Raw genomic sequence first — 16,495 nt, 5'->3', positions numbered from 1 at the left:
GGCCCCGGGCCGTGCCTCGACCGGGTGGCCACGGGGCAGCGGTCCGCCACGCGAGCGGAGATCATCATCTGGTGACCGACACCGCCGCGTACACCTTGGCCGTTCCGCCGTTGTTCGCCGCCCTGGCCCCGGCACGCGACGTCCTGATCGCCGGAGCCGGTGGCGGCTTCGACGTGTACGCCGGCCTGCCGCTGGCGCTGGCGCTGTGGCAGGCTGGCAAGCGGGTGCACCTGGCCAGCCTCTCCTTCTCGGAGCTGGAACTGCTCGACCGGCAGGTGTGGGTGGACGAGCACGTGGCGGCGATCCGGCCGGACACCCTCAGCCCGGACTGGTACTTCCCGGAGGCGCACCTGGCCCGCTGGCTGGCGGGCCGGGACCTGCCGTCGACCGTGTACGCCTTCCCGCCGCTGGGCGTGCAGCCGCTTCGTGAGGCGTACCGGCACCTGGTCGACCGGCTCGACCTCGACGCGATCGTGCTCGTCGACGGCGGCACCGACATCCTGTTGCGCGGTGACGAGAGCGGCCTGGGCACCCCGGTGGAGGACATCACCAGCCTGGCCGCCGTGGCCGGGCTGGACGTGCCGATCCGGCTGGTGAGCAGTCTCGGGTTCGGCATCGACGCGCACGACGGCGTCAACCACGTCGAGGTGCTGGAGAACCTGGCCGCGCTCGACCGGGAGGGCGGCTACCTCGGCGCGCTGTCCATTCCGGGCTCCAGCCGTGAGGCGGTGCTCTACCGCGAGGCGGTCGCGCAGGCCCAGGCCGCCACCCCGCACCGGCCGAGCATCGTCCAGGGGCAGATCGCCGCCGCCACCGGCGGCACGTGCGGAGACGTACGGTTCAGCCGGCGTACCAGCCACGGCGACCTGTTCGTCAACCCCCTCATGGCGATCTACTTCTCCGTCGACCTGCCCCGGCTCGCCGCCCGCTGCCTCTACCTCGACCGGATCGAGAACACGATCGGGCGGCGTCAGGTCATCACCCGCATCGAGGCGTTCCGCGACGAGCTGCGGGCCACCCGGATCCCGCGGGCATTTCCGCACTGACCGCGACCGCATGTCGTACCCGTGTGGGAGGGTCCCGGGTATGACGACGTTCGTGCTCATCCACGGTGGCGGGGGCAGCGCGTGGGACTGGCATCTGCTGGTTCCCGAGCTGGCCGCCCGGGGTCACGACGCGGTGGTGCCGGAGCTGCCGATCGGCGACCGGTCGGCGGGGTTCGCCGACTTCCGCCAGGCGGTGGTCGACGCCGTCGGTGACCGCGACGACCTCGTGGTGGTCGGGCACTCGTACGGCGCGTTCACCGCACCGCTGGTCGCCGACCGGCTGCCGGTGCGGCAGCTGGTCCTGCTCACCCCGATGATTCCGCGGCCCGGTGAGAAGCCGGGGGACTGGTGGGGCAACACCGGCTACCGCGAGCCGGAAGGGCTCAGCGAGGAGCAGCAGTTCTACAACGGCGTGCCGCCCGAGATCGTCGCCGAGGCGCCCGCGCACGGCCGGCAGCAGGTCAGCGCGGAGTGGGACGAGCCGTGGCCGCTCGCCACCTGGCCGGCCGTGCCGACGGCGGTGCTGATCGGCCGCGACGACCGGTTCTTCCCCGCCGACTTCCAACGCCGGGTGGCCGCCGACCGGCTCGGCGTGGTGCCGGACGAGATCGACGGCGGCCACGCGATGGCGCTCAGTCGTCCGGGCCCGCTCGCCGACCGGCTGACCGCCTACCTGGTGACGTCCGCCGGGCCAGGTGGACCGTGACGTCGGCGGTGACCTCGACCGTGCCGGGCAGGACGTCCCGGACGCGGCGGAACACCTGCTCGCGTACGTGCGGCGGCAGTTCGAGATAGGCCGAGACGGTCGACAGCAGACCGATGTATTCGTCGGCACTCGTCGTGATCCGCCGTTCGATGACCTCCTGCCGCACGTCGGTGAACCACTCGGAGGCGCGCAGCTCGGTGCCGGGCCACTGCATGCCGGCCTCCGGTGACGTTCCGTCCGGCGACGGGATCTCGTCGTCGGCGAGGAACTCGGCCCGGGCGGCGGCGACCGCGTCGCGCAGCGCCGGGTCGGCCAGTCGCAGCGGCCCGCCGAACGAGGCGAACACGCCACCGGGCGTCAGCAGCGCGGCCACCCGCTCCCACCGCCGGTCCGGGTCGGTCCAGTGCAGCGCCGCCGCCGCGTACACCAGGTCGTGGCGCTCGTCGGCGGGCAACTCCTCGAACGCGGCCTGTCGGACCCGTACCTCGGCCGGGACGTGCCGGCGCAGTTCGGCGAGCATCGCGGGGTCCGGGTCGGTGGCGGTGACCGCGATGCCGCGCCGGGCGAACAGCCGGGTCGCCTTGCCGGTCCCGGCGCCGATCTCCAGGGCGGTCCGGATCGGGCGGCCCGCGTACGCCAGCACCAGGTCGGCCAGTTCCTCGGGATAGCCGGGCCGGAAACGCTCGTACGCCTGCGCGGCCGCTCCGAAGCTCAACGCACGACCCGGCATGCCGACCATCCTCCCACTGTCGCCCGTTCGTTCGCGGCTATCGTGCGCGGCGTGAGCGATCCCAGCTGGCTGGACGACACCCGCACCTCCTACGACACGGTTGCGTCCAGTTACGCCGACCTGCTGCGTGATGCCCTGGCGAACGAGCCGTTCCAGCGCGGCATCCTCGCGCTCTTCGCCGAGCTGGTCCGGGCGCGGGGGAGCGGCCCGGTCGCAGACGTCGGCTGCGGACCGGGCCGGATCACCCGGCACCTGCGCGATCTGGGCTTGAGCGCGTTCGGCATCGACCTGTCACCGGCGATGATCGACCTGGCGCGGCGCGACCACCCGGGCGTCCGCTTCGAGGTGGGCTCGATGACCCGTCTGGACCTCACCGACGAGTGCCTGACCGGGTTGCTCTCCTGGTTCTCCCTGATCCACGTCCCGGACGACGAGGTGCCCGCCGTCCTCGCCGGATTCCACCGGGTGCTGCGGCCCGGCGGCGTCGTGCTGCTCGGATTCCACGCCGGTGACGGCAGCCGGCTCAAGACACAGGGGTACGGCGGGCACCCGATGCGCGTCTACGTGCACCGCCGTCCACCGGGGCGGGTCGCGGCCTGGCTGACCGACGCCGGGTTCACCGTCGAGGCCGAGATGACGCATCGTCCCGCGCCGGACGTCGAGGGCGGATTCGTCTTCGCCCACCGGTGACGGCGGCTACGCGTCCGGGTCCCACGCCGCGATCCGGTCGAGCACCTGCCGGTCGCCCTCGATGGTGAGCGCGTCCAGCGGTATCCGGCCGTAGAAGGCCAGGACCAGGTCACCGGCGGTGGACCGGGCGGCGGTGTCGGCCGGGTCCGCATCGGCTCCGGCGGGCAGGTTGGTGACCCGTACGCCGTCGGGGGAGAGCCGCACGCGCCACCATCCGCCCTCGGTGAGGTGGTAGTCGAGGACGGCCGGCTCGTACGGCCACGGCACCGTGGTCGCGCAGCAGGTGAACAGGAAGTCCGCCACGCCGTCGAGGGCCACCTCGACCGGCAGCGGCTGCGGCGCGCCCACGGTGAGCTGGGCGTCGTAGGTGTGCACCGCGATCTCCTGGAGCTGGTGTCGGGCGACCGCGCCGCAGTTCTGCGGCGACTGCGACGTGTCCCACCACGTCCAGCAGGCACGATCGGGTCCGGCGTCGCGCAGCGCGGCCAGCAGCTGCTCGGTGGACTCGGCGAGCCAGTCCCGCAGCGCCGTACGCTCCCGGGGAGCGTCGGGACCACCGGGGGCGGCCCGTCCGGACGCCTCGGGACCGGCGGCGACGGTGGCCGCCCAGGAGCGGCGCCCCTGGCCGATGTGCCGGGCCAGGTCGAACAGCGTCCACTCGGGGCAGGTCGGCACCGGCGCGTCGAGGTCCGGCGCGGCGGCGACCGCCTCCCGGAAGGCGGCCGACCGGTCGTCGATCAGCCGCAGCCGATCGGAAAACGTCAGGGGCTCGATCACGCCGGATGTCTATCACCGTGCCCGGAAGCCCGACAGCGAGTTTCGGCACGCACGTGCGCGGCGACGGCGTCGGCCACCTGCTCGGGCGGGGCGGAGGCGTCGATCAGACGGGCGTCGGTCACCGACGCGAACGTGGCCAGGGCCCGGTCGATGTGGTCGTGCCGCCAGCCGCGTGCGCCGGTCTCGAGCTGGTCGGCGTCGATGCGCGCACGCAACCGGTCCTCGGGGAGCGTGAGCACCACCTCGCGGACGTCGGCGCCGGCGGTGCGGATGCCGCCGAGGATCTCCGTGCGATACGCCGGGTCGAGCAGGCTCATCGGCACGATCCAGATGCCCGGGTGGTGCCGGTCCAGCCCGGTGACCGTCTGCACGACGAGGTGACGCCACAGTGGCAGGTCCTGGAAGTCGTCGGTCGGCGGGGTGACGAACGCGGTGAGCATCGAGCCGAGGAACTCCGGGTCGAACAGCCGCGCGTCCGGAAGCGCGTCCGTGAGCAGCCGTGCCGTGGTCGTCTTGCCGACGCCGAACGCACCGTTGATCCAGACAATCATGGACATGATCATCGCACTGGCGTTGCTAGCCTGATGCGGTGAGCTTCGATGTGGACGCTTCCGCGTACGGCCGGTCCATGGGCCGATTCGCCGAGGCGCTGGCGGTGCGCTTCGCCGACGCCGCGGGTGTCACGCCGGGGCAGCGGGCGCTTGATGTCGGCTGCGGCACCGGAGCGTTGACCGCGGAGCTGGTGGCACGGCTGGGGCCCGAGGCGGTGTCGGCTGTCGACCCGTCGGCGCCGTTCGTCGAGGCGGCCCGGGTGCGTTTGCCGGGGGCCGATGTCCGGCGGGCGTCGGCCGAGCTGCTGCCGTTCCCCGACGGCGGCTTCGACGTCACCCTCGCTCAGCTCGTCGTGCACTTCATGACGGACCCGGTTGCCGGGCTGCGGGAGATGGGCCGGGTGACCCGACCCGGGGGCGTGGTGGCGGCCTGCGTGTGGGACCACGCCGGTGGGCGTGGGCCGCTGACCGTGTTCTGGCAGGCGGTCCGGTCGCTCGACCCGGATGCGCACGACGAGTCAGGGCTCGCCGGGGCGCGGGAAGAGCACCTCGCCGAGCTGTTCACCGCCGCCGGGCTGCGGGACGTGCGGTCCTCCGTGCTCACCGTCCGGACACGTTTCGCGAGCTTCGACCAGTGGTGGGAGCCGTACACGCTCGGTGTGGGCCCGGCCGGGGACCACGTCCAGCGGCTCGACGCGGCGGGCCGCGCGGCGTTGCGCGACAGGTGCGCGTCGCTGCTCGGCGAACGGTGGCCGGTGGAGGTCCCGGCGTCGGCCTGGACGGCGATCGGGCGGACGCGCTAGGCGGTCAGTCGGCGAAGTCGACACCCGCGAGCGGCACACCCCGGTACGCGGCGAGGCGCTCGGCCTCCGCGACCACCGCCTCCCGGGTGCTGCCGGTGAGCCTGCGCCACGGCTGGACCGCGACGGTGAACGACCGGCCGGACTTGCGGGGCCGCCAGGCGCCGGCCAGCTCCCCGTCGGCGAGCACCGCTCCGGGACGGCCCAGCACCGGCCACAGCTCCTTGGCTCGGGCCACGTCGGGCACCAGCGTCGACCGGTCCTTCGCCTGGAGGAACAGGTCGAACGGGCCGAGCAGGCGGGTCGTCGTGGCGTCCGCCGACGCCAGCGCCGCCTCGTCGTCGGCGAGCAGCCAGCGCGTCTCACCGTCGACGCTCACCTCGACCGCGTCGTGCGGCCAGCGGCCCTTGACCTCCTTGACCGGGGCGTCGAGGTAGTCGGCGACGTGCTTGGGCGTGGCCGGGCCGAGCAGCCGAAGGTAGGCGCGGATGAGCTCGAACCGGTCGCCGGGCGCGGCGGCCGGACGGAAGGCGCGGATGCGTTCCAGGACCGGCGGTGACGTGTCGAGCCGCAGCTCCAGCCCGGCGCGTACGGCGGCGAGCCGGAACGGCATCTCGTAGAGGTGGGTCGCGTCGCACGGCCGGCAGTGCCGCAGGTAGGGCTCGGGCATCATCTCCGCGAGGCGGCCGGAGACCTCGCCCTTGACGGTCGGCTTGCGGACGATCTCCCGCATTCGCGCGGCCACCTCGTCGAGCGCGTCGAGGATGCCGATGCCGGCGGCCTTCAACGGCTTCGCCGCGTCGTAGATGCGCTTGCCCGCGTCGGCGTCGGAGAACGGCTCGACCGCAGCGGCCACCGCGCCCACGTCGGGGCGGCGGTAGAGGTGCGGGGCGCCGCGTACGGTCCAGAGCAGGACCAGGTCGTCGCCGTTCAGCGGGGTCACGTCGACCCCGCGCGTGGCGAGCGCCCAGCGGCCGCCGTCGGGGCCGGTGTCCTGCACGCCGATGTCGAGCACGGCGGTGTCGGCGAGCGAGCCGTGCGCCCGGTCGAGCTGCTGGGCGCGCACGCGGAAGGCCATCACCTGACGCCTGTCGACCATCGTCACAGCGTAGGCGGCGGCACCGACACTTCCGGGACAGCGCGGCCCGGCGCGGCGGGTGCGCTCAGCGCACGGCGGGCGGCACCGGGTCGGTCCGCCGGTCGGGGCCGGAGCGCTTGAGCAGGAAGATCCCGCCGCCGATGAACACGAGGCTGAGCACGATCCCGACCAGGTTTCCGTCGGCGAGCGTGGCGAAGATGCCGAGCAGGCCGAAGATGACGGCGACGCCGCCGACCAGGCGCATGAGGTAACGACCGACTGACTTGCCCCGTGAATCCACCATGGACGCCCGTTTACCCCCGCCGTCCTGCCGGCAAACGGGCGGGTCGGGTCAGCGGCCGGCGAGCAGCCGTTCGCGGACCTCGCGGCGCAGGATCTTGCCGATCTGGGAGTACGGCAGCTCGTCGACGACCACGACCCGGCGCGGCACCTTGTACCCGGCCAGGTGGGTGCGGCACGAGGTGCGGATCGTCTCCGGCGTACAGGCCACCGCCGGGTCGACCACCACCGCGGCGACGACCACCTCGCCGTCGTCGGTGGGCATTCCCACGGCGGCGGCCTCGCGGACGCCGGGGACGCGGCGCAGCGCCTCCTCCACCTCGGACGGATAGACGTTGAAGCCGCCGGTGATGATCAGCTCTTTGATCCGGTCGACCACCGTGACGAAGCCGTCGGCGTCCATGGTGACGATGTCGCCGGTACGCATCCAGCCGCCCGGCAGCAGCACCTTGGCGGTCTCCTCGGGCCGGTGCCAGTAGCCGGAGAACACCTGCGGGCCGCGGACCAGCAGCTCGCCGGCCTCGCCCGGGGCGCGGTCGCGGCTCGGGTCCTCCGGGTCGACGATGCGGACGTCGGTGGAGGGGAACGGCACGCCGACGGTGCCGGGGCGGCGGCTGGGGGCGACCGGGTTGCCCACGGTGATCGGGGACGTCTCGGTCATCCCGTACCCCTCGACCAGCAGGCCGCCGGTCACCTGCTCCCACAGCTCCACGATGGCCGGTGGCAGCGACATCGCGCCGGAGATCGCGTACCGGATGGAGGTGAGGTCGACGCCGCGTTCGCGGGCGACGGTGGCCAGCTTCGCGTAGACCGGCGGCACCGCGGGCAGGAACGTCGGCGGGCGGCGGCGGACGGCGTCGAGCACCTGGTCGGCGTCGAAGCGGGGGAACAGCACCAGCGTCGCGCCGATGCTGACGGCGAAGGTGAGGCAGAGCGTCAGCCCGTAGGCGTGGAACAGCGGCAGCACCGCGTACACCGTCTCCGCGCCGTCGCGCAGGCCCGGTACCCAGGCGCGGCCCTGCGCGGCGTTGGCGCGCAGGTTGCGGTGGGTCAGCACGGCGCCCTTGGGCTCGCCGGTGGTGCCGCCGGTGTACTGGAGCAGCGCCACGTCGCCGGCCTCCGGCGCGGGATGGCTCGCGGGCAGCGGCCCGGCGGCGGAGACGAGGTCCGACCAGGCCAGCGCGCCGGGCGCGGGGGCGGTCATCGCGGCGCGGGCGGCGCGGACCTTCGGCAGCGGCACCCGCAGCGCCCACCGCTTGAGCCGCGGCAGCGCCGCGGTCAGGTCGACCGCCACCACGGTACGCACGGCGCCGCGTCCCGCCACCAGCGGCGCGACCTTGTCCCACGCGATCGCGACCGTCGCGCCGTGGTCGGTGAGCTGCCGGTCCAGCTCGTCGGCGGTGTAGAGCGGGTTGTGCTCGACCACCACCGCGCCGAGGCGCAGCACGGCGTAGAAGGCGACCACGTGCTGCGGGCAGTTCGGCAGCACCAGCGCCACCCGGTCACCCGGGCCGACGCCGAGCCGGCGCAGCGCCTCGGCGGCGCGGGCCACCTGGTCGGCCAGCTCGGTGAACGTGGTGGTGGCGCCGTAGAAGTCGAGCGCGACCCGGGGACCGAACCGCCCGGCCGCCTCGGTGAGCAGGTCGACGAGCGAGCCGGTCGGCTCGGCGATCTCCGCCGGCACGCCGGGTGCGTAGCTGCGGGTCCAGGGTCGCTGGGCGGTCGCGTCCATCGCCGTTACTCCTCGTCGCGTGGATGACGCCCCCAGCCTAACTTAACCGCCCGGTAACCTACGCTTACGTAGGTTGCCGGGTGAGTCACACTTCTCCGCAGGTCAGCGGCGGCGGGTCGAATGCTGGTGCACCACCCGCCGGCCCTTCACGATCCCGAAGATGATCACCGCGGCGAGCGCGATCACGCCGATGATGACGAGCCAGCGGACCGCCTCCAGCAGCAGCCCGAGCAGGATGAGCACACCGGCGACCACGCCGACCACCCAGAGCAACGCGCGCATGTCCCAGCCTCCCGTCGTACGGTGGGCCGTGCGCTTTCCCGCTGCTCGTGCGGCCATGCGCCGCCGGGTGGATCAGTGCCGGGCCACGTACACGGTGTTCGCCGCCTCCCGGCCCTGCAACGGGTTCGGGAACCGGACGACGTGCGCCACCGAGGTCGGGAACACCTCGGTCAGCGTGCGCTGGAACGCCGGGTCCGGCGGGTCGTTCGACCACAGCGCGAAGACGCCCTCCGGGTGCAGCAGCGCGGCCAGCCGGCGCAGCCCGTCGACCGTGTAGAACGGGGCGTGGCTGGGGTGCAGCACCTGGCGGGGGGAGTGGTCCACGTCCAGCAGCACCGCGTGGAAGCGGCGCCCGGGCTCATCCGGGTCGAGACCGTCGCCGGCGACCGCGGCGAAGAAGTCCGCCCGGACGAACCGGGTACGCGGATCGGTGGCCAGCCCGGCGGCGAACGGCAGCAGATCCCGCCGGTGCCAGTCGATCACGTCCTCGATCGCCTCAACCACCACCAGCGAGCGCACCCGGGGATCCTCCAGCGCGGTCCGCGCGGTGTAGCCGAGGCCGAGCCCGCCGACCACCACGTCCAGCGCGTCACCGGTGAGCGGGGCCAGCCCGAGCCGGGCCAGTTCGATCTCCGCGACCGGGAAGGCGCTGGACATGAGGTACTCGTCGTCGAGCTTCACCTCGTACACCTCGGAGTCCAGCGCCGGGTCACGGCGACGCCGCAGGCTGATCTCGCCGATCGGCGTCTCCCGCCAGGCCAGTTCCTCGAAACGCGCGCCCACCCGGTGTCCTCTCCGCCGATCCGTCCCCGGATGCTACCGGCCGGTCCCGGCCCGGCCCGGCGAAACGACGGCGGACGGCGGTCAGTCGGCGGGGCGGGTGGCGACCACCACGGTGTCCAGCGCGTCGACGGTACCGCCGTCGGTGGCCGGGACCGGCCGGCGGGTCGTCTCGGCCCGCTGTACGCGCAGCCCGGCCAGCCCGTCGACCACCGACTCCGGCGTGAGCAGCACGTCCGGGTCCTGCGGGCCGCCGATGCCGCCGGAGAGATTGGCCAGGTCGTGGCCGACCACCACGAGCGTGCCGCCGGGGCGCAGCGCCGACTTCGCCGCGGCGAGCACCCGGGCGAACTCGGGCGCCGCCAGGTGCAGGTAGCTGATCAGCACCAGGTCGTAGCTGTTCGGCACCGGCCGGTACGCGGTCACGTCCGCGACCCGCCAGTCGACTGTCACGCCCCGCGCGGCGGCCAGTTCCCGCCCCCGGTCCACGGCGACCGAGGAGAAGTCGACCGCGTTCACCCGCCAGCCCTGACCGGCCAGCCAGACCGCGTTGCGGCCCTCGCCGGCGGCGATGTCGAGTGCCGAGCCGGGGGTCAGGCCGGTGACCGACTCGACCACGAAACGGTTGGGCTCAGCGCTCCACACCAGTCCGGGCGTGTCGGCGTACCGGCTGTCCCAGGCGCTGCTGTCCACTGTGTCCCCTCCTCCGGCGGCCCCACACCGCCATGGTGACCGTACCGGCCACGGCAAGCGCTCCCACGGCGAGTCCCCAGACCGGCGGCAACTGCTGCGCGAGCACGAACACGCCCATCACCACGACGAACCAGCCGAAGCCGCGACGCAGCACGTCGGCCGGGATCCGCCCGGCGAGCCGGCCACCGAGCAGGCTGCCGACGACAGCGGCGGCGGTGACCCCGGCGGCCAGACCCCAGTGGATCTGCACGCTGGACAGGTAGCCGGCCAGGCCGGCGAACGACTTCATCGCGATGACCACCAGCGAGGTGCCGACCGCGACCGGCATCGGCAACCCGCCCAGCAGGGCCAGGGCCGGTACGACCAGGAAGCCCCCGCCCGCGCCGACCAGACCGGTGACCAGGCCGACCACCACTCCGTCGACGATCACCCGCAGCGCCGGCAGCTCGGACGGGGCCGGTCGGCCCTCGGCGGATCGCCGGCCCCGGAGCATGGCGACCGCGGTGGCGAGCATCATCAGGGCGAACCCGGTGAGCAGGACGCCCGCCGGGACGAACTCGGCCAGTCGGCCGCCCGCGTACGCGCCGGTCATGCCGGCCACCCCGAAGATGAGCCCGGTGCGCCAGCGGACCCGGTTCGCGCGGGCGTGCGGCAGCACGCCCACCGCACTGGTCACGCCGACGACCAGCAGCGAGGTGGCGATCGCCTCCTTGGCGGGCAGGTCGGCGACGTAGACCAGCAGCGGCACGGCGAGGATCGACCCGCCGCCACCGAGCAGGCCCAGCGTCACGCCGATCAGCACCGCGCCGGCCAGCGTCAGGGCGAGGGTGGTCACCTGCGGTCCCCGTCGCGCAACTGCCCCACGATGGTGTCCAGGTCGCAGCTCGCGCCCCGGTTGTACGGCAGCTTGCTCAGCAGCATGCCCATCGCGCACGTGTTGGTGAGCGCGGCGAACGTGAGGCCCGCGCCGATGAAGGCGGCGACCCACTTCAGGCCCGGCACGAACACCGAGCCGAGCACGGCGGCGAGCACGATCGAACCGGCGACGAGGCGTACCTGGCGCTCCAGGTCCCAGCGCGACCGGCCCTGGTTGACCTGCGCGCCGGTGGCCTGCCAGGCCAGCATGCCGCCGTCGAGCACCTTGAGGTTGGGCAGGCCGACACCGGCCAGCGCCTGCCCGGCCTGGCTCGCCCGGGCGCCGGAGCGGCAGATCAGCACCACGTCCTCGTCCAGGTGGCTGCGCAGCTCGGCGCGGTGTTCCCGGAGCAGGTCCAGCGGAACGTTGTACGCGCCGGGGATGTGGGCCGCCTCGAACTCGCCGGGCGTCCGCACGTCGAGCATCCGGGGCGTACGTCCGGCGGCGATCAGCTCGCGCAGGCCGGCCGCGTCGATGGTCGGGGTGGTCGTGGTCATGCTCTGTCTCCTTGAACGGGATGTTTTCGGGCAGGGTCCGGCGTCGGCCGGTGTACGGACACACCGGCCGGGCGCTGGGGGAGAGGTCAGGCGGTGGTCGCCATGCGAACGCCGGCCGCCTCGGCCCGGGCGTACGCGTCGTCGATCAGCACCACGTCCCGGCCGGCGTTGGCGAGCAGGGACGCGGCGGCGGTGGCCCGGTAGCCGGAGCCGCAGTGCACCCAGATCGTCCCGGCGGGGATGTCGGCGAGGCGCTTCGGCACGTCCGGCAGCGGCACGTGCACCGCGCCGTCGATGTGCCCGGCCTTCCACTCGTTCGTCATCCGCACGTCGAGGACGACCTGCGGCTCGGGCAGCCCGGCCGGGGTCTTGCCGGCCTGCGCGGCGGCGAGCGCGCCGAAGTCGGCCACCGCCATCTCACGCAGCTGCGACGGGTCGGCGGTCCACTGCTCGGGCTCGCCGGTGGCCTGGGCGGCCGGGCGGTCGATGCCGATGCGGACCAGTTCCCGCTGGGCGTCGGCGACCTGCTCCGGGGTCTGCGCCAGGAACGTGATCGGCACACCCCAGTCGATCAGCCAGCCGAGCCACGTCGACATCGGCCCGTCCAGGCCGAGGCTGACGGTGCCGGCCAGGTGCGAGGCCGCGTACGCCTTGCGGTGGCGCAGGTCGACCACCCACTCGCCGGCGGCGATGCGACGGCGCAGCTCGTCGGCGTCGGCACGGGCCACCGGCGTGAGGTCGACCGGGGCGGGACCGGCGGCGTTGGCGACACCCATGTGCGCGTAGTACGCCGGGTAGGCGTCCAGCCCGGCCAGCGTCTCGGTGACGAACTGGTCGGCGGCCAGCCGCAGCACCAGGTTGGCCTCCTTCTCCCGGCCGATCGTCGACTCGGGGGCGTCGGCCTGACTGGCCGAGCAGAAGCTGCCGAAGCCGTGCGTGGGCCACACCTGCGCGCCGTCGGGCAGCAGGTCGGCCAGCTTGCGGGCCGAGGCGTACTGGTGGTGCGCCAGCTCGTGCGCGTGCTGCTGGCCGAGCAGGTCGGTGCGGCCGGTGGTGCCGAACAGCAGCGAGCCACCGGTGAACACGCCGGTCGGCGCCCAGCCGCCGTCGCGCTCGTCGAGCGCGTACGACAGGTGGTGGAACGTGTGGCCCGGGGTGCCGATCACCCGCAGCCGCATCGTGTCCGACACCGGCACGGTGTCGCCGTCGGCCACCGGCGTGCGGTCGAACTCGACGGTGTCGGCGGCGGCCACCAGGTACTGCGCGCCGGTGATCCGGGCCAGTTCCAGGCCGCCGGAGACGTAGTCGTTGTGGATGTGCGTCTCGACCACGTGGGTGATCCGTACGCCCTTGGCGCCGGCCAGGTACAGGATGCGGTCGATGTCGCGCTGCGGGTCGACCACCACCGCCACCCGGCCGTCCGAGGCGAGGTAGCTGCGGTCGCCGAGCGAGGAGGTCGCGATGACGGACACATCGAGGGTCATGTCATTTCCTCTCATTGCCTATATACCCCTGGGGGTATGCAAGGAACAGTCTGCGGCCTGTGAATTCCAGGTAGGTGTTTACCCGCCCGGGTCGCGGTCACACGGCGCGGGCGGGTGTCAGCCGGTCAGGCGGGCGCCGTCAGGCCAGGGAGTCGTCAGGCCAGGGAGTCGTCGGGCGAGGGAGTCGTCAGGCCAGGGACAGGAAGAGCTTCTCCAGCTCCTCCTCGGTCATCTCCGGCTCCTCGCCGGCCTGGCGGGCGGCGTCGCAGTAGCGCATGCCGGAGGCGATGATCTTGAAGCCGGCCCGGTCGATGGCCTTGGAGACCGCGGCGAGCTGGGTCAGCGCGGCGCGGCAGTCCTCGCCGTTCTCCATCATCTCGATGACGGCGTTGAGCTGCCCCCGGGCCCGCTTGAGCCGGGTCAGTGCCTCACCTGTCATCTCCGGTCGAAGATTCACGTCGCACCTCCTGCACTCGAACATACCCCAGGGGGTACCTGATCCGCCACCATCGCCGCCCCCGCCCTCGCCGATCTTGCACTTGGTGCCCGAAGCATGCCTGTTGTGGCCGGTTTGTCGGGGCGGCAACTGCAAGATCGGCGGGGCGGGGGGTGGGGGCGGGGACACGCAGGGTCGCCGGGGCATCGACGGAGCGCTTATCCTGTGCGCCGACCATCCCAGCCGGAAGGGACCCGATGGCGTCGCGGCAGGACCAGCTGCACTCGTACCAGTTCACCGTCCAGCGGGCGGTCGCCGCGCTCGTCATGCGGGAGACGGATCCGCCGCAGTCCCCGTTCCGCCGGCTCGCCGGCGCCGGTCTGGCCAGCGTCCTGGTCGCGGCGATCGCGCTCGGCGGCGTCGCGCTCTACGGCCTGTTCACCGGCGGCGGTGACTCGTGGCGCGAGACCGGCGCGGTGATCGTGGAGAAGGAGTCGGGCGCGCGTTTCGTCTACCGCGACGACAAGCTGCACCCGGTGCTCAACTACGCCTCAGCGCTGCTGATCATCGGGGCGGAGCAGCCGAAGACGGTGCTGGTCGGCCGCCGCGCCATCGAGGGAGTGCCGCGCGGTCTGCCGCTGGGCATCGCCGACGCGCCGGACTCGCTGCCCGCGTCGAACCGGCTCGTCCGCGACGCCTGGACGCTCTGCTCGGTACCGGGCGACGACACGGGGCGCGGGGAGGCCGGGCGCGGCGAGGCCCGCTCGGTGCTGCTGATCGGACGGGAGGCCACCGGTGGCCGGGCGCTCGGCGACCAGGGCCTGCTCGCCCGCCACCCGGACGGCGGCCTGCACCTGCTCTGGCACGACCGGCGCTACCTGCTGCGCGACACCGACCGGGTGCTCGCCGCGCTGGCCGCCACCCGGGAACGGGCGGTGCCGGTGGCGGCGGCGCTGCTGAACACGCTCCCGGCCGGCGCCGACCTGGCCCCGCCGCCGGTGGACGACCTCGGTGAGCCGTCCGAGCGGGTCACCGGCGCGGCGGTGGGCGACGTCTACCTGGTGCGCAACTCCGGTGGCAGCCGGCAGTACGCGGTCGCCCAGCGCGGCGGGCTGGCAGCGATCACCGAGTTGCAGGCCGCCTTGCTGCTGACCCGCACCGGCCAGCGGGAGCCGGAACCGATCACGCTCGGCCGGTTCGCCGCGCTGCCGAAGCTGCCCGGTCTGGTGCCGGGCGGGCCGACCGCGCCGCCCGCCGTACCGCCCCGGCTGGCCGCCGCCGAGGGTGCGCTCTGCGCGCGGGCCGGCGACGACACCGGCGTACGCGAACTGCGCCTCGGTGCCGCCGCGCCGGCCGCCGCCGCGCGGGCCTCGGGCGGCCGGGCCGGGCTCGCCGACGCGGTAGTGGTCGAGCCGGGCCGCGGCGCGCTGGTGGAGGCGGTGCCCGCGCCGGGCGCGACCGGCGGCGCGATCTGCGTGGTCACCGACCTGGGCCGACGGTACGCGCTGACCGGCGCCGACGTCCCGGGCATGCTCGGGTACGCGGGCGTACGCCCGGCGCGGCTGCCGGCGGGCCTGGTGGACCTGCTGCCGGCCGGCAGCCCGCTCGACCCGGAGGCCGCCCGGACGGTGGCCGCGCCCGCCTGAGCGCCGGGCGGCCGGCTCGAACGCGTCAGGCGAGGGCCGGGGCCGAGCCGGGCGAGGGCCGGGCTGGTCCGGAGCTGAGCAGGCCGAAATGAGCAGTGGGTCAGCCGGCCGGGCGGCGCAGCACGGTGACCGCGAAGTCGGCGTCGTCGCGCCACGGTCGCAGGTCCCAGGTGGCGAAGCGGTGCTCGGGGCGCAGCCCGGCGGCCACCGCGTCGGCGTCCAGTTCGGCCACCGGGTAGCCGCGGTCGGTGGCGAAGCCGACCACGACCAGGCCGTCCGGCCGGACGTGCGCGGCGACGCGGGCCAGCACGTCGCGCTCGGTGCCGGGGGCGACGAAGACCATCACGTTGCCGGCCAGCACCGCGGCGTCGAACGGCTCCGCCTCGCCCTGCGCGGCCAGGTCCAGCTCGGCCAGGTCGGCGACCAGGAAGCGGGGACCGGGGTGGTCGGCGCGGGCCGCCTCGACCAGCGTCGGGTCGGCGTCCACGCCCACGGCGGTGTGCCCGCGCGCGGCGAGCGCGGCGGCGACGCGGCCGGTGCCGCAGCCGGCGTCCAGGACACGGGCGCCGGGCGGTACGAGCGCGTCCAGCAGCCGCGCCTCACCGGCCAGGTCGGCGCCCTCGGCGGCGAGCTGACGGAACCGGTCCACGTACCACTGCGAATGGCCGGGGTTCGTGTCGGTCACCCAGCGGGTCGGCTTGCCCATGACGCCACCGTAGCTGATCTTGTGGCGGCAGTCAGGCGAGCGCCAGGAACGTGCCGGCGGCGAGCGGCCCGCCCAGCGCCACACCGGCCAGCACCTGCGGCCAGGTGTGGTCGCCCAGCCGTACCCGGGACCAGCCGACGGCCGCGACGAGCACCCAGCCGAGGTTCGCGGCCGGGCCGGTCAGCGGCACCAGCACGGCGACCGTGGCGGCGGCCACCGCCGCGTGGATGCTCAGCTTCCACCAGTGGTTCACCAGCGCGCAGGCCGCGCCGACCACGAAGACCACCACGATCACGGCGAACAGCTCGGTCGGTGCGCGTACCGCCGCCAGCAGGAGCAACCCGGCCGCGACCGAGGCCAGCCCGATCGACAGCGGCCGGGCCCGCTGCGTGCGGTCGCCGACGTGCCGGTCGGTGAGGCGCCCCCGGCGTACGCCGTGCACGAGCACGCCGATCGGGATGACGGCGCAGAACGTCAGCGCGATGCCGCCCCAGAGCAGGAACTGGCCGGCCGAGCGGCTGACCCGGGCGGCCGCGATCAGCGGCAGCGCCGTCACCAGGACGGTCGGGGCGAGCACCTCGGTGAGCATCCGGGCCGCCCGCGCGCCGGCCCGGCGCTCCCGTGATGCTCGCACCCGATCATCCT

At 74.2% G+C, this 16,495-nt stretch carries 20 protein-coding genes; 5 read left to right on the top strand and 15 right to left on the bottom strand.

The features are described from left to right. Nucleotides 1-71 precede the first annotated feature (71 nt). Together O7607_RS29035 and O7607_RS29030 are read left to right on the top strand one after the other, a co-directional pair. Nucleotides 72-1,046: a DUF1152 domain-containing protein gene (locus O7607_RS29035; protein WP_269706633.1), complete on the top strand. Its 975-nt coding sequence runs from the start codon at nt 72-74 to the stop codon at nt 1,044-1,046. Nucleotides 1,047-1,086: 40 nt separating this feature from the next. Then, nucleotides 1,087-1,752 carry an alpha/beta fold hydrolase gene (locus tag O7607_RS29030; RefSeq protein WP_269706632.1) on the top strand — a complete coding sequence of 222 codons (666 nt, stop codon included), beginning with the start codon at nt 1,087-1,089 and terminating at the stop codon, nt 1,750-1,752. On the opposite strand, the gene O7607_RS29025 is transcribed toward O7607_RS29030, so the two are convergent. Then, a complete protein-coding gene (locus O7607_RS29025; protein ID WP_269706631.1) occupies nt 1,679-2,482 on the bottom strand; it encodes a class I SAM-dependent methyltransferase in 804 nt (267 codons plus the stop codon). The two genes, O7607_RS29030 and O7607_RS29025, sit on opposite strands and share 74 nt — an antisense overlap. Before the next feature lie 51 nt (nt 2,483-2,533). On the opposite strand from O7607_RS29025, the gene O7607_RS29020 reads away from it, so the two are divergent. Beyond that, nucleotides 2,534-3,172: a class I SAM-dependent DNA methyltransferase gene (locus O7607_RS29020; protein WP_269706630.1), complete on the top strand. Its 639-nt coding sequence runs from the start codon at nt 2,534-2,536 to the stop codon at nt 3,170-3,172. A 6-nt stretch (nt 3,173-3,178) separates the two neighbouring features. Here the strand turns inward: O7607_RS29020 and O7607_RS29015 are convergent, their stop codons facing one another. Both O7607_RS29015 and O7607_RS29010 read right to left on the bottom strand, forming a co-directional pair. Continuing rightward, on the bottom strand, nt 3,179-3,949 hold the full coding sequence (locus O7607_RS29015) for a maleylpyruvate isomerase N-terminal domain-containing protein (RefSeq protein ID WP_269706629.1): 771 nt from the start codon (nt 3,947-3,949) through the stop codon (nt 3,179-3,181). Continuing rightward, nucleotides 3,946-4,500 carry an AAA family ATPase gene (locus O7607_RS29010; protein WP_269706628.1) on the bottom strand — a complete coding sequence of 185 codons (555 nt, stop codon included), beginning with the start codon at nt 4,498-4,500 and terminating at the stop codon, nt 3,946-3,948. Before O7607_RS29010 ends, O7607_RS29015 begins: the two co-directional genes overlap by 4 nt. A 38-nt stretch (nt 4,501-4,538) precedes the next feature. Between O7607_RS29010 and O7607_RS29005 the strand changes: the two genes are divergently transcribed. Beyond that, nucleotides 4,539-5,303, top strand: coding sequence for a class I SAM-dependent methyltransferase (locus O7607_RS29005; protein ID WP_269706627.1), 765 nt, complete (start codon nt 4,539-4,541; stop codon nt 5,301-5,303). A 4-nt stretch (nt 5,304-5,307) separates the two neighbouring features. Here the strand turns inward: O7607_RS29005 and O7607_RS29000 are convergent, their stop codons facing one another. The 10 genes from O7607_RS29000 to O7607_RS28955 all read right to left on the bottom strand — a co-directional run bounded on the left by O7607_RS29000 (nt 5,308) and on the right by O7607_RS28955 (nt 13,519). Then, nucleotides 5,308-6,399 (bottom strand): winged helix DNA-binding domain-containing protein, encoded by a 1,092-nt coding sequence (locus O7607_RS29000; protein ID WP_269706626.1) that lies wholly within the window; start codon nt 6,397-6,399, stop codon nt 5,308-5,310. A 64-nt stretch (nt 6,400-6,463) separates the two neighbouring features. Beyond that, complete coding sequence (locus O7607_RS28995; protein ID WP_269706625.1) at nt 6,464-6,682, bottom strand: hypothetical protein; 219 nt, start codon at nt 6,680-6,682, stop codon at nt 6,464-6,466. Between the two features lie 48 nt (nt 6,683-6,730). Continuing rightward, the gene (locus tag O7607_RS28990; RefSeq protein ID WP_269706624.1) at nt 6,731-8,410 is read right to left on the bottom strand and encodes a long-chain-fatty-acid--CoA ligase; all 1,680 of its coding nucleotides are present in this window, start codon (nt 8,408-8,410) and stop codon (nt 6,731-6,733) included. A gap of 102 nt (nt 8,411-8,512) precedes the next feature. Next, nucleotides 8,513-8,692, bottom strand: a complete 180-nt coding sequence (locus tag O7607_RS28985; protein WP_018787202.1) for a hypothetical protein — start codon at nt 8,690-8,692, stop codon at nt 8,513-8,515. Between the two features lie 72 nt (nt 8,693-8,764). Next, nucleotides 8,765-9,475 carry a spermidine synthase gene (locus O7607_RS28980; RefSeq protein WP_194801741.1) on the bottom strand — a complete coding sequence of 237 codons (711 nt, stop codon included), beginning with the start codon at nt 9,473-9,475 and terminating at the stop codon, nt 8,765-8,767. 81 nt (nt 9,476-9,556) lie between these two features. Beyond that, the gene (locus tag O7607_RS28975; RefSeq protein WP_269706623.1) at nt 9,557-10,165 is read right to left on the bottom strand and encodes a class I SAM-dependent methyltransferase; all 609 of its coding nucleotides are present in this window, start codon (nt 10,163-10,165) and stop codon (nt 9,557-9,559) included. Continuing rightward, nucleotides 10,104-11,000, bottom strand: coding sequence for a sulfite exporter TauE/SafE family protein (locus tag O7607_RS28970; RefSeq protein ID WP_269706622.1), 897 nt, complete (start codon nt 10,998-11,000; stop codon nt 10,104-10,106). Before O7607_RS28970 ends, O7607_RS28975 begins: the two co-directional genes overlap by 62 nt. Further along, a complete protein-coding gene (locus tag O7607_RS28965) occupies nt 10,997-11,578 on the bottom strand; it encodes a rhodanese-like domain-containing protein (RefSeq protein WP_269706621.1) in 582 nt (193 codons plus the stop codon). The genes O7607_RS28970 and O7607_RS28965 overlap by 4 nt, the downstream gene beginning before the upstream one ends. Nucleotides 11,579-11,664: 86 nt before the next feature. Then, complete coding sequence (locus O7607_RS28960; protein WP_269706620.1) at nt 11,665-13,062, bottom strand: MBL fold metallo-hydrolase; 1,398 nt, start codon at nt 13,060-13,062, stop codon at nt 11,665-11,667. 187 nt (nt 13,063-13,249) lie between these two features. Further along, entirely contained in the window at nt 13,250-13,519 is a 270-nt protein-coding gene (locus tag O7607_RS28955) for a metal-sensitive transcriptional regulator (RefSeq protein ID WP_013285930.1), read from the bottom strand. Between the two features lie 236 nt (nt 13,520-13,755). Here O7607_RS28955 and eccB point away from each other — a divergent pair, with 236 nt between their 5' ends. Further along, the gene (gene eccB, locus O7607_RS28950; RefSeq protein WP_269706619.1) at nt 13,756-15,144 is read left to right on the top strand and encodes a type VII secretion protein EccB; all 1,389 of its coding nucleotides are present in this window, start codon (nt 13,756-13,758) and stop codon (nt 15,142-15,144) included. Nucleotides 15,145-15,244: 100 nt separating this feature from the next. On the opposite strand, the gene O7607_RS28945 is transcribed toward eccB, so the two are convergent. Further along, nucleotides 15,245-15,850 carry a class I SAM-dependent methyltransferase gene (locus tag O7607_RS28945; protein ID WP_269706618.1) on the bottom strand — a complete coding sequence of 202 codons (606 nt, stop codon included), beginning with the start codon at nt 15,848-15,850 and terminating at the stop codon, nt 15,245-15,247. Between the two features lie 31 nt (nt 15,851-15,881). Next, nucleotides 15,882-16,484 carry a phosphatase PAP2 family protein gene (locus O7607_RS28940; protein WP_269706617.1) on the bottom strand — a complete coding sequence of 201 codons (603 nt, stop codon included), beginning with the start codon at nt 16,482-16,484 and terminating at the stop codon, nt 15,882-15,884. Nucleotides 16,485-16,495: the final 11 nt, after the last annotated feature.

Source organism: Micromonospora sp. WMMA1949, from assembly GCF_027460145.1.
Classification (GTDB): Bacteria; Actinomycetota; Actinomycetes; order Mycobacteriales; family Micromonosporaceae; genus Micromonospora.
This window is presented reverse-complemented; position numbering and strand designations above follow the sequence as displayed.